Genomic DNA, 11779 nt, shown 5'->3' with positions numbered 1-11779 from the left:
TCGCCAGTGCGATGCCTAACCGATATTTTTGGGTGTGATCTTGACCTATATCAAATCTGTTACATACACATACAGGTAACCTGAAGCTAATATAAAACTAAGCTTTATTTTTGAGCGAATTTGAAGAGTGAGGAGGGCGAAATGACGGAACTAGATAAAGCCCTATTGATAGAGCTATTGGAATACCCGAGGAAGCGCATCGTGCAGTCGATGGAGCTAAAGTTTTGTCCTCACGCGGGTTTTTTCAATAGCACAGATCCCCAGTGTATCCATTGCCATCAAGGAATGGAGTGTGTCTGGATGAACCATAACGACGAGCTGGTGGCCGTCGAACGTAAGTCGGTAGCCGAGCTGAAGCAGCAGTTGCTGATCGCCGTCGACTTTATCGACTCCAGCCTGACCCCACATCACCTGTCGCGTCGCAACTGCGAGTGTGAAAACTGCTTCTGGCTCAGACGGGTACAGAAAGTCCTGGATATTCAATAACGACTAAGAGAAAAGCTTGCCGAGATAATCGGCAAGCTGGCATCTTTGGCGGTGACGGATTAGAGTAGCCTGCATAATAAGACACTTGTTTATGCGGAGCTAACGATGCAACCCAGTTTTTGGCACGACAAATGGGCCTCACAGCAGATAGGTTTTCACCTGGATGAGGTCAATGCCCTTCTTATCGACTATTGGCCGCAGCTCAAGCTGGCTGCCGGCAGCCAGGTCTTTGTTCCCCTATGTGGTAAAACCTTAGATCTCTGTTATCTGGCTGAGCAGGGGCTGGAGGTGATTGGCTGTGAGCTTAATCAGAGTGCGGTGGAGCAGTTTTTCAGTGAGAATGACCTGCCGGTAGAGCGTCAGACGCAAGGCGAGCATGAGTGTTACCGTACCGAGCAGGTGAGCATCTATCAGGGGGATCTGTTTCGTCTGCCAAAGGAACCCCTGGAAGCGGTGAGCGGCTTCTATGACAGGGCGGCGCTGATCGCCTGGCCGCATGAGATGCGCCTGCAGTATGTGGAGAGTCTGGCCAAGTTGTTGCCCCCTAAGAGTATTGGCTTGCTGATCACCTTAGACTATCCCCAAGAGGCGCTCAATGGTCCGCCGTTTGCGGTATCCGATGCCTGGATTCAGGAGCAGATGAGCCCATACTTCGAGATCGAGTGCCTCAGCACCCAGGATGTGTTGGCACAGAATCCGAGATTCGTGAAGAAGCAGGTGCCCTGGCTGACCGAGTCTGTCTATCGCCTGGTGAGGCGTTAAGCTAAGCGCTTAAATCGAGCGCGTTAGAAAGCAAAAAGGCGACCCTAGGTCGCCTTTTTTCGTCAGAGCCCGAGGCTCATCAGATTAGAAGTTGTAACGAACACCAACGGTGAATACGTTGTCATCTTCTAGATCTAGCTTGAAACCAGCAGCTTTGTAGTCGCCGTCGTACATTGCATAGTGACCATAAACCATAGTTGATTTAGCCACCTTGTAGTCGGCACCAACAACGATAGAAGTGATGTTCACATCTGTAGTGTCAGCAGTTTGGATGCCAGAACGCTTAGCGTATACACCCAGACCAGCTTCATCTTTACCGTATTCGGCTTTCAGGTTAACGCCGTTCAGGTTGTAAGCCACGTTAACGAAGTAAGAGTTACCTTCTAGGTTTGGCATAGCGATGCTTTCAGAGTTTTGGAATAGACCACCAACTTTGAAGTCGCCTAGCTTAACTTGAGCCACACCACGGTATGCGTCGATACCAGCGATAGCTTTGTTGTAAGCACCTGCTACATAGTAGTTTTGTGCCTTGAACTTCTTGTCACCCAGAGTCGCGCTAACAGCGTATTGGCTGTCATCAGACGCTTGGTTGTCTTCCATCAGGTAAGTAGCATTGATGGTTAGCAGGTCAGCAATTTTTGGAGAGTAGTACCAGATACCGTCAGCGCTACGAGTCTGTGCGCCTACTAGACGGTCGATATCGGCGTTTGAGTTACCGAATAGGTCGATGCCACCTTCAGATTGCTTGAATACAGTGTCGTTACGGCCAACAAGGATAGTACCCGCTGCGCTCTTAAGGCCTAGGTAAGTGTTACGAGCCTTGAAAACGTCACTGTTTGTTGAAGTGTTTTCAACTTGGAATTCCATTTGGTAGATCACTTCGATACCGTCAGCGATCTTTTCTGTACCCTTCACACCTAGGTGTGAGAAGTTGTTTTCTAGTACAGTACCTTCTTTGTTTTCACGGGTTGTTAGACCTGTGTCAGAGTTAGTTACGGTTAGGTCTAAACGACCGTAGAAGTTAGGGCCATCGGCTAGCGCGCCGAATGAAGTCAGTGCAATGACAGATGCTACTGATGCAGAGATTAGAGATTTTTTCATGTTTTGTGCTCCCAAGAACTGAGTTCTTTTTCCATTTTTTAATGGTTATTAACATAGTTTCCATAATTTGCTCCGAGGGTCCGTTCTCGTAACAAAGTTGGCCAGAAGTTTACAGTTTTATGTCAGTAAGAGTGTGGCGCAGATCAAATTTCTGCTTATCGGAGTTAGCTTTACGAGGAAATTGTGACAGATCTGCCTCATGCGTTTAAAAATCATCCAATCCTTGTAAATACTAGGTATTACAACTACTCCCAATTGGGTATGCGTTCTACCCTCATTGTAAATAAACTGAAACTTATTAAGAGATTGCTGAAATTGTAGGTATTTTGCTTGGGAAAGCTCAAATATGTTTGGAAAGTGTGCGCTCGCGCACATAAGTTGGGATAAAAAATAGCCTGTAAGCTTGGTTTTTATGGTGGTTTGACATCTGCGTGTTAGGCGAGAAAAAGCACCACTTTTGTCGGGGAGGCCAAGACTCTGGGTAGGCTGAAAGCTGAACCCTATAGGAGCGGGTCTACACCTTATGCTTTGGCGAGCCGACCTTATTTGGCTGAGCTAGATATTGACTGAGCTAGTAATTGACTTAGCTAGTAATTGGCAGAGCTATTCGTTGGCAGAAGCAGAGTAAAGCAGGTCTTGCCGTCATGACTCTCGGCGGTGACGCTTCCGCCGTGAATATCCGCGATGGACTTGACGATGGCCAGCCCCAGGCCTGTACTGCTACCCTCTCTTTGTCTCGCGGCTTCAACCTTATAGAAACGATCAAACAGGTGATTGATATGCTGCTTCGGGATAGGCGTGCCCAGGTTGTTCACCTTAATGCTGGTGGCCTGAGGCGTTTGTTCAATGCCGATGAGGATTTCAGAGCCTGGCTCGGCATGACGCACGGCATTGCCTATGAGGTTGCCCAGCGCCCTCTGCACCATTCCCCTATCGGCAATAAGCGCGGCGCAACCTTCTCTTATGATGGAGACATTTTTTTCATCGGCGAGCAGGCTCATATAATCGATGATCTTGTCTGCTTCCATATTTAGGGCAATTTCTTGTTTCTTGGGTTCAATCAGTCCATTGTCTGACTTGGCCAGCCACAACATATCATTGACCATGACGGTGAGGCGCTCTAATTCTTCCAGATTGGAATAGAGTAATTCCTGGTATTCCTCCGTGCTTCGACCCTGACCCAACAGGACTTCATTTTGCATCGCCAGCGCCGTGAGTGGCGTTCTAAGTTCATGGGCGATATCTGCCGAGAAGTGACTAAGGCGTTTGAAACCCAGTTCGACCTCACCAATCATGTGATTGAAGCTGGCGATCAATTCTGATAATTCAACGGGGGCTAAATCTGGCTTCAATCTCAGATGCAAACGTTCGGTTGTTATCTCGCTGATGTCTTTACTCAATCGTTGCAGTGGGCGCAGGCCGAATCTAATGGCCAGCCAGGCTGCCAGTATGGTTAACAGCCATACCAGGAGTAATGTTGACCAGAGGGTGCGGTGAAACTTACTCAGAAATGCCAGGTGAAAGTCGATCTCGCTGGCCACCACTAACTTACCGGTTGCCCCGTTGGGAAGCGTCACCTCGAGTAAGGTGCCCCGTAGGTGCCGTTGCTGCGCCTCGATGACAACTAGCGCTGTCGCCTCGACTCGCTCTTCGGCGCCTTGCTTGAGAAACTGGGAAAGATCGGATTTTTTATTACTGTAAATCAAATGATTATCATTGCTGTAGAGTGCATAGAAGATGCCGTGATGGCCGACCACCGCTTGTGATAGGGCGGTATCAAGCTGATGGCTATCTTGAGCTATTGATAGGGAGGTCAGGATGCCCTTCACCGAGTTGGCGACTACATTCAATTCTTCCTTATCCTGATGCAGGAAATGCTCTTTAACTTGGACGTCGATCATGACGCCAAGCAATAGGAAGCAGGCGATCAGTGTTCCTCCCACTAAACTGAGCGTACGGGCTTTTAATGAGATCTTCGCATGGCTGCTAAACATGTCAGGCTTCCGTATCCAGTTTATATCCCATGCCACGCACGGTATGGATAAGTTTCATTGCGAAGGGGTCGTCAACCTTGGCCCTTAGTCGCCTGATGGCGACGTCGATCACATTGGTGTCGCTGTCGAAATTCATGTCCCATACTTGCGACGCGATAAAGGCACGAGTGAGTACCTCCCCCTGGTGACGTACCAATAACTCAAGCAGGGAAAATTCTTTATTGGTGAGATGCAGTTTCAGTTGCTCGCGGCTGGCCCGGCGCTTGGCAATATCCAGTTTCAGGGTATCAACGGCTAGGATGTCAGACTGCAGCTGTTTGGTGCCTCTGCGCAGCAGGGTTTTTACCCGCGCCAGTAATTCGGCAAAGGCGAAGGGTTTCACCAGGTAATCGTCGGCGCCGGACTCGAGCCCGTTGATCTTGTCTTCCAGGCTGTCCTTTGCCGTCAGGAACATGACAGGGATATTCGAATTGTTGAGACGGATTTTTTCGAGGATTTGCCATCCGTTCATGTCGGGCAGCATCACATCTAAGATTATTAGGTCAAAGTGCTCAGAGATGGCGCAGTGATAGCCGTCCAAGCCATTTCGACACAAGCTAATGGTATACCCGGCTTCTTCTAGTCCCTTTTTGAGATAGTCGCCAATCTTGCTCTCGTCTTCGATCACTAATATTCGCATTTGCCCGTAAGCCTTTAACTAGGGTTAAGCTGATTTGCCTATTTAACCATGTATTTACTCACATAAGATCAAGATTACAGCTTTGTAATCATCACGTCATTTCTTGGTCAGGTACTGGCCACTACCTTTAACTTATTACACCTAAAATGGGAGTCGAGTATGGACATGAGAGATAGTGAGTCGTTTAGCCTCAGTCGCCGCCGTTTTGTGCAGGGACTGATCGCTGGAACAAGCGTCTTGGACACCAGTATGCCCAGTTTTGCCATGGGGCAACCGACCGCCTATGGCACCAGAAGCCCAGATGTGTTGACGGGTACCGAGTTTGACCTGGTGATCGACCAAGGGCCGGTGAATTTTACCGGCCAGGCCAACACGGGGATCATGATAAATGGCTCGATTCCCGCGCCGACCCTGATCTGGCGGGAGGGCGATACCATTACGCTGCGGGTGACCAATCGGTTATCGGTTCCCACGTCCGTGCACTGGCACGGCATTATCCTGCCCTATCAGATGGATGGCGTTCCCGGCCTGAGTTATGCGGGGATCGGACCAGGCCAAACCTTTACCTATCGATTTCAGGTACAGCAGTCGGGCACCTACTGGTATCACTCACATACTGGCTTCCAGGAGATGTCGGGCATGTACGGCAGCCTGGTTATCCTGCCCCGTGACGGAGACGGGGTGAAGAGCGACAGAGATTTTGTGGTGCAACTGTCGGACTGGACCGATGAAAACCCCATGGAAGTGTTTGCCAAGCTTAAGCAGCAGAGCGACTACTATAATTATGCCCAGCCGACAGTGGCTGACTTCTTCGAAGATGTATCGCGTTACGATCTGCGCACCGCAATGGCTAAGCGCGAGATGTGGAACGAGATGCGGATGAACCCGACTGACTTGGCCGATCTATCGGCGTCCACGCTCACCTATCTATTTAACGGACAGCCCCCCAATGGAAATTGGACTGGCATCTTTAAGCCGGGCGACACCGTCCGTTTGCGCTTTGTGAACGGCGCGAGCAACTCGTTTTTCGATGTTCGTATTCCCGGACTCCTGATGACGGTTATTCAGGCCGATGGACAAAATATCGAGCCGGTATCAGTGGATGAATTTCGCTTCGGTCCCGGCGAAACCTATGATGTTCTGGTCTATCCCAAGGACGATGCCTATACCATTTTTGCCCAGTCGATGGACAGAAGCGGCTATGCCAAGGGGACGCTAGCGGTGCGTGATGGCCAGTCGGCACCCGTTCCCACACTCGATAAGATCCAATGGTTGACCATGGCCGACATGATGGGGGCCATGGACCACCAGTCTTCAATGCAACATGGTGGCATGCAACATCAAGGGCATAGCATGTCGATGGAACAAGGCATGTCGATGAACCATGGCATGGCGATGGAGCACAGCCAGCATCAAGGCATGCATGGGCTCGCGACCCCGTCACAGCAGGTGCGTCACGCCGCCAGCGAGTATGGCCCGTCGGTGGACATGCGCGTCGATATGCCAAGAACCAGCCTAGATGACCCGGGTGCTGGACTGAGAAATAATGGTCGTAGGGTGTTGACGCTAGACGATCTGTGCGCCGTCGATGGTGTGTTGACCGACACCGGCATGCCCGTTCGGGAGCTGGAACTTCACCTCACCGGCAACATGGAGCGTTACACCTGGTCCTTCGACGGACTGGAGTTTGGTAAGAGTACGCCGGTCGCCCTCAAGCATAACGAACGTATTCGTATCATCTTACAAAACGACACCATGATGACCCACCCCATGCACCTGCACGGCATGTGGAGCGATCTCGAAGATGCCCAAGGGCAGTTAAGGGTCAGGCGTCACACGATTCCGGTACAACCCGCTCAACGCCTTAGCTTCTTGGCGACGCCACAGGAGGTCGGGCGCTGGGCCTGGCATTGCCATCTGTTGTTCCATATGGATGCCGGCATGTTCAGGGAGGTACTAGTGTCATGAAAAATCATCACCTAATTCATTCAATCACAGCCGCCTTGTGCTTGCTGTCGGCTCAGGCTGTGGCGGGGAGTGCCGCCATGCCGAGCACGGACGGCGAGGAGCAGCATGAAGCGATGAAAGCATCTTCCATGCATGCTATGCCAGAGATGCAGATGCAGGGCGCCGATGCCCCGGCAGATAGTCGTGACCCCCATGCCTATTCAGGCGGGCACACCCTGAGTGAAGGTCCTTATGCTCTGCCAGAGTCACAACGCCTCAGGTTGGCGGATGAGGATGCCTTTTGGGCCGTCATGGGCGATCGTCTTGAATATGATAACGATGACAATGTCGCCTTTGATCTCTCGGCATGGTACGGCGGTACCTATGACCGAGTGTGGTTAAAGTTAGAGGGAGATTATAACCAGGATGGCCTCGAGGAGACCCAGGCAGAGTTGCTCTGGGGGCATGCTATCAGCAGCTACTTCGATTTTCAGCTGGGGGCACGCTTTGACTACTATGCAGATGGTCAAAACCGTCAATGGCTGGCCCTTGGCGTGCAAGGGTTAGCGCCCTATTGGTTCGAGTTGGATCTAACGGCTTACCTGGGAGAGCAGGGCCGCAGCGCCCTGAGTCTGGAGGCAGAGTATGAGTGGCTGCTGACCCAGCGGCTGATCTTACAACCCAGAGCCGAACTGACCCTGTATGGCAAGGACGATCCGCAAAACGGCATAGGCAGTGGTCTATCCGATGCCAGCCTTGGCCTCAGATTACGCTATGAGTTTTCTCGTCAATTCGCGCCTTATGTGGGTATCGAGCGCAGAGAGACATTCGGCGCAACGGCTGATTATCTCGAGGCGGCCGGTGAATCGGCGGGAGACACCCGTGTGCTGGCAGGGATCCGATTTTGGTTTTAACCCTATTGGTCAAACAACAGAAGGAGTCATTCATGAAAACGAGCATACAAACTTCCCTGGTCGCCGTGTCGGCGCTCTTGTTGTCATTGTCGGCGCAGGCCCATGATCCTAAGGAACATATGACAAAAGGCGAGCAGCCAGACTGCAGCAGCATAATGCAAATGGACCAGAGCCAGATGCATATGAACCAGGACCAGATGCATAAGGATCAGAGTCATATGCACATGAATCAGGACCAGATGCACATGAATAAGGAGGATATGCATAAAGATCAGCATCAGATGGATATGGACGACCCCGTGATGCAGGCGTTGAGGAAAAAGTGCATGAAGGAGCAGCAGGAAAAAGACGATCACCACAAGATGGATCAGCATGACAAGGGTCATTCACACGGGTAATTGGATATCAGGTTTAGCGTCGAGGCAAACCGAATAGGCAGAGGAGAATAATGGCGGTGAGATTAATGGTTTATGTAAAGACGCTAGTGGTGATAGTGCTATTGGGCGTGGTGATTCTGGGCGGGTATCTGTACTCAGGTCTTTATCCCATAGGTGCCGATACGCCACATAACAAGTTGACCTACTGGGCCTTGGAAACCCTGAGGGAAAACTCGGTGGCGCGTGCCGCCAAGGCGATCCCTGTGCCCGTCGATATAGCAACACCGTCTCGATTGTTGGCGGGTGGTCCCGATTACAACGAGATGTGTTCTGGGTGTCACCTCAGGCCGGGACGTGCGCAGAGTGATTTCACTCAGGGACTCTATCCTGCGCCGCCCAACCTGACCCGTTCAGCATCCGAGGGTGAGGCGGATATTGCGCAGAGGCGGCGAGAGCACTTTTGGATCATCAAACATGGCATCAAAGCCTCTGGGATGCCGGCCTGGGGACCCACCCATGATGATGAAAGGATCTGGAATATGGTGGCCTTCCTCGAGCGTTTGCCCGAGCTGACGCCAGAGCAATATCAGATCCTGACGGCCAGAGATGAGGAAGATGGCGGTGGTCATCACTGACGTGCTATAGCCAGGTCGAGCCTTTAAGCCTGATGTTTTATGGACTGAATGCACCAAGCTGGGTTCGACTGACGCCTCGATCATCTAAGAGGCGATAGGAGGGTAAAATGAAATTAAATGAAGCGGCATTTGCCTTTGCCTGCGCACTTGCCTTCGCCTTAGCCTGGATAGTCTGTTCCCTCTTGGTTGTGGCCATGCCCATGATGATGTCTGACATGACGGGGCATATGTTGCATACCGACTGGCAGACTATGGGGTGGCAGCTAACCTTCAGTGGATTTGTGCTTGGCGGCATCGTCTGGGCGCTGGTCGCCGGTCTTATAGGATGGTTAATCGCCATATTCTATAATCGGTTTTCCACGAGCGATTGACGCGCCAGCAGGTCATTCGAATCTTTTGTGCGGCAACCGAGATTGAGTGGCGATTATCACTAAAAAGGCGGCCAGTGGCCGCCTCTTATCAGCAGATAACGATTTATCTAAAAATCCTGCTTTGTTCGCAAGCATTTTTCCTGCGCTATTTCTGAGCGCATACTTGCCTGTGGTTGGTATTAGAAGTCGAAACGCATGCCGATAGTGACAATATCGTCACCCAGATCCTGCTTGGTGCCGGCCAGTTTCAGGTCACCATCATATTTAGTGTAGTGACCATAAAACAGAGTGCTCTTGCTGATGCGGTAGTCGGCACCTATGCTGAACTGTTGTAGATCTACGTCTGACACTGTTTCCATGCCCGCGCCATCTGCGTTACCCACGTAGCGTTTCACATATTTACCCAGGCCTGAGTCATCCTTACCATACATGGCTTTCAGCTTCAGGTTGCCCATCACATAGGCGGCATTGACGAAGTAGGTGTCGCCCTCGAGGTTGGCGTACTTGTTGTCCACGTGTTCACTGTTTTGATACAGGGCACCTAAGATCACCTGACCCAGCTTGACCTGTGCCACGCCGCGATAGGCCTTAACATCGTCGATGTTGTCATTGTAGGCCGCGGCAACATAGTAGTTCTGTGCCTTGAGCGCCTTGTCACCTAAGGTGGCGCTGAGGGCGTACATATTGTCTGGGGTCTTGCGCTCGTTGCCGTCATAGGTCACATAGTTGTCTTCCATCAGATAGGTGGCATTCAATGTGATGAGATTGGCGATCTTGGGTGAGTAGTAGGTGATACCGTCGGCGGTGCGCGACTGACCTGCGGCCAGCAGATCGATATCTGAGTTGGTGTTACCGAAGAGGTCGAAGCCGCCTTCGGATGCCTTAAATACGGTATCGTTACGACCCACCAGGGCGGTACCTGCGGCGCTTCTTAGGCCCAGGTAGGTGTTACGGGCAGCAAAGGTATCGCCCGAGTTGTCAAAGTTACTGACACCAAACTCCATCTGGTAGATCACTTCCAGGCCGTCGCTAACTTTCTCACTGCCCTTCACTCCCAACCAGGAGAAGTTGTTTTCTATTATGGTGCCATCTTTCTGGTTTTGGGTCGCGATGCCATTATCCGAGTGAGTGAATGCAAGATCGGCACGGCCATAGAATTGAGGGCCGTCGGCGACTGCCGAGAATGAGGTGGCTGCGAGAGTGGCGAGGATGCTTGCCGATAGAACAGATTTTTTCATTGTCATCTTCCTGTAGCGATTATGGCCATCTCGAAGAGGGCCTTCTGATTTTAGCTAGCTAGCGTCATCGGCCCAGAGGGAGCATTCTTGGCCGCTAATGCTGTGTCGCGGCATCAGTGTGCCCAGATGTGCAATGTTGAGATGTGATCTGCGTCACGATGCTTGGGTTTAACGTGAGTTTTATCATGTTGTTTTACAATTAAAAACAGTGGCTTAATCTGTTTTTTACCCCATGTCACCCTCTGCTTGCCAAGATGCTGCAATCGCCCTAATGGCTTAACACTTGTTGCAGTTTTTCTTTTTTGGGGTTTTGCCCGGTATTGCGGTAAAATTGGCGGGTTTTTAGTTATCTTAACGGAGCCCATCTTGAGCCAGCCTGAACTCTCTGACGCCTATCTCAATCGCTTTGCCGGTATTGGCCGCCTATATGGTGCCAAGGCCCTGACTCAGTTTGCCCAGTCCCATGTGGCTGTGGTCGGTATAGGCGGAGTCGGCACCTGGGTGGCCGAGGCGCTGGCCCGTAGTGGCATAGGCGAGATCACCCTGATCGATCTCGACGATATCTGTGTCACCAACACCAATCGTCAGCTGCATGCTCTAAAGGAGACGATAGGCGAGTCTAAGGTGGCCGTGATGGCTGAGCGTATCATGCAGATCAACCCTGAGTGCCGGGTGAATCAGGTAGAAGATTTCATTACCACAGATAACCTGAATGACTACTTCAGTGGGCGTAAGCAGGGCGGTAGCCTGGACTATGTGGTGGACTGTATCGATGCGGTGAAGCCTAAGGCGGCGTTGATCGCCCACTGCAAGCGCCAGAAGCTGCCCATAGTGACGGTGGGCGGCGCCGGTGGCCAGACGGATCCCACCCAGATCCAGGTAACGGATCTGGCCAAGACCTATCAAGATCCACTGCTGGCCAAGGTGCGAAATCTGCTGCGCCGCGAATATAACTTCTCCAAGAATGTGCAGCGCCGTTTTAGTATCGAGGCGGTATTCTCTACCGAGCAGCTGGTCTATCCCCAGGCCGATGGCAGCGTATGCAACGTCAAGGCGACGGCCGAGGGTAGCATGCGTATGGATTGCGCCTCGGGATTCGGTGCCGTGACCGTGGTAACTGGCAGCTTCGGCTTCACTGCGGTGAGCCGAGTGCTGACCAAACTCGCCGCCAAAGCCTGATCCTATTGCGCCTCAGCCCTGAGGCGTAAATCACCAAAAATTTGATTTATGTCTAAAGTTGTCCTGGGGTCACTTGTTAGACTCAGGCGACATTTT

Annotated in this window: 12 protein-coding genes; 8 read left to right on the top strand and 4 right to left on the bottom strand. The window is 51.5% G+C overall.

The window, feature by feature from the left end; translation table 11 throughout:
- The first annotated feature begins 141 nt into the window (after positions 1-141).
- Both GNT65_RS03480 and GNT65_RS03475 read left to right on the top strand, forming a co-directional pair.
- A complete protein-coding gene (locus GNT65_RS03480; RefSeq protein WP_160793727.1) occupies positions 142-486 on the top strand; it encodes a hypothetical protein in 345 nt (114 codons plus the stop codon).
- Positions 487-591: 105 nt separating this feature from the next.
- Positions 592-1248 carry a thiopurine S-methyltransferase gene (locus tag GNT65_RS03475; RefSeq protein ID WP_160793726.1) on the top strand — a complete coding sequence of 219 codons (657 nt, stop codon included), beginning with the start codon at positions 592-594 and terminating at the stop codon, positions 1246-1248.
- Between the two features lie 84 nt (positions 1249-1332).
- Here the strand turns inward: GNT65_RS03475 and GNT65_RS03470 are convergent, their stop codons facing one another.
- From GNT65_RS03470 to GNT65_RS03460, 3 genes are all read right to left on the bottom strand, one after another.
- Positions 1333-2349 carry a porin gene (locus GNT65_RS03470; protein WP_160793725.1) on the bottom strand — a complete coding sequence of 339 codons (1017 nt, stop codon included), beginning with the start codon at positions 2347-2349 and terminating at the stop codon, positions 1333-1335.
- 587 nt (positions 2350-2936) lie between these two features.
- The gene (locus GNT65_RS03465; protein ID WP_160793724.1) at positions 2937-4343 is read right to left on the bottom strand and encodes a heavy metal sensor histidine kinase; all 1407 of its coding nucleotides are present in this window, start codon (positions 4341-4343) and stop codon (positions 2937-2939) included.
- A gap of 1 nt (position 4344) precedes the next feature.
- Positions 4345-5022 (bottom strand): heavy metal response regulator transcription factor, encoded by a 678-nt coding sequence (locus GNT65_RS03460; RefSeq protein ID WP_160793723.1) that lies wholly within the window; start codon positions 5020-5022, stop codon positions 4345-4347.
- 159 nt (positions 5023-5181) lie between these two features.
- Here GNT65_RS03460 and GNT65_RS03455 point away from each other — a divergent pair, with 159 nt between their 5' ends.
- From GNT65_RS03455 to GNT65_RS03435, 5 genes are all read left to right on the top strand, one after another.
- Complete coding sequence (locus GNT65_RS03455; protein WP_160793722.1) at positions 5182-6990, top strand: copper resistance system multicopper oxidase; 1809 nt, start codon at positions 5182-5184, stop codon at positions 6988-6990.
- Entirely contained in the window at positions 6987-7883 is an 897-nt protein-coding gene (locus GNT65_RS03450) for a copper resistance protein B (RefSeq protein WP_160793721.1), read from the top strand. Before GNT65_RS03455 ends, GNT65_RS03450 begins: the two co-directional genes overlap by 4 nt.
- A gap of 32 nt (positions 7884-7915) precedes the next feature.
- Complete coding sequence (locus GNT65_RS03445) at positions 7916-8281, top strand: hypothetical protein (protein ID WP_160793720.1); 366 nt, start codon at positions 7916-7918, stop codon at positions 8279-8281.
- Between the two features lie 50 nt (positions 8282-8331).
- Positions 8332-8895: a c-type cytochrome gene (locus GNT65_RS03440; RefSeq protein ID WP_181006142.1), complete on the top strand. Its 564-nt coding sequence runs from the start codon at positions 8332-8334 to the stop codon at positions 8893-8895.
- A 107-nt stretch (positions 8896-9002) separates the two neighbouring features.
- Complete coding sequence (locus tag GNT65_RS03435) at positions 9003-9266, top strand: DUF5676 family membrane protein (protein ID WP_160793719.1); 264 nt, start codon at positions 9003-9005, stop codon at positions 9264-9266.
- Between the two features lie 179 nt (positions 9267-9445).
- Here GNT65_RS03435 and GNT65_RS03430 read toward each other — a convergent pair whose 3' ends face one another.
- Positions 9446-10504, bottom strand: coding sequence for a porin (locus GNT65_RS03430; RefSeq protein ID WP_160793718.1), 1059 nt, complete (start codon positions 10502-10504; stop codon positions 9446-9448).
- 366 nt (positions 10505-10870) lie between these two features.
- On the opposite strand from GNT65_RS03430, the gene tcdA reads away from it, so the two are divergent.
- On the top strand, positions 10871-11683 hold the full coding sequence (tcdA, locus tag GNT65_RS03425; protein WP_160793717.1) for a tRNA cyclic N6-threonylcarbamoyladenosine(37) synthase TcdA: 813 nt from the start codon (positions 10871-10873) through the stop codon (positions 11681-11683).
- Positions 11684-11779 lie beyond the last annotated feature (96 nt).

This window comes from Shewanella insulae, from assembly GCF_009831655.1.
Lineage (GTDB): Bacteria > Pseudomonadota > Gammaproteobacteria > Enterobacterales > Shewanellaceae > Shewanella > Shewanella insulae.
The sequence above is the reverse complement of the archived record's forward strand: the minus strand, read 5'-3'. Positions and strand labels throughout refer to the sequence as shown.

Bases quoted from the DNA above. Each gene is read 5' to 3' on its own strand.
- GNT65_RS03455 (WP_160793722.1), top strand. From the start codon at position 5,182: ATGGACATGAGAGATAGTGAGTCGTTTAGCCTCAGTCGCCGCCGTTTT.
- GNT65_RS03435 (WP_160793719.1), top strand. From the start codon at position 9,003: ATGAAATTAAATGAAGCGGCATTTGCCTTTGCCTGCGCACTTGCCTTC.
- GNT65_RS03470 (WP_160793725.1), bottom strand. From the start codon at position 2,349: ATGAAAAAATCTCTAATCTCTGCATCAGTAGCATCTGTCATTGCACTG.
- GNT65_RS03475 (WP_160793726.1), top strand. From the start codon at position 592: ATGCAACCCAGTTTTTGGCACGACAAATGGGCCTCACAGCAGATAGGT.
- GNT65_RS03445 (WP_160793720.1), top strand. From the start codon at position 7,916: ATGAAAACGAGCATACAAACTTCCCTGGTCGCCGTGTCGGCGCTCTTG.
- GNT65_RS03430 (WP_160793718.1), bottom strand. From the start codon at position 10,504: ATGAAAAAATCTGTTCTATCGGCAAGCATCCTCGCCACTCTCGCAGCC.
- GNT65_RS03440 (WP_181006142.1), top strand. From the start codon at position 8,332: ATGGCGGTGAGATTAATGGTTTATGTAAAGACGCTAGTGGTGATAGTG.
- GNT65_RS03450 (WP_160793721.1), top strand. From the start codon at position 6,987: ATGAAAAATCATCACCTAATTCATTCAATCACAGCCGCCTTGTGCTTG.
- GNT65_RS03460 (WP_160793723.1), bottom strand. From the start codon at position 5,022: ATGCGAATATTAGTGATCGAAGACGAGAGCAAGATTGGCGACTATCTC.
- GNT65_RS03465 (WP_160793724.1), bottom strand. From the start codon at position 4,343: ATGTTTAGCAGCCATGCGAAGATCTCATTAAAAGCCCGTACGCTCAGT.
- GNT65_RS03480 (WP_160793727.1), top strand. From the start codon at position 142: ATGACGGAACTAGATAAAGCCCTATTGATAGAGCTATTGGAATACCCG.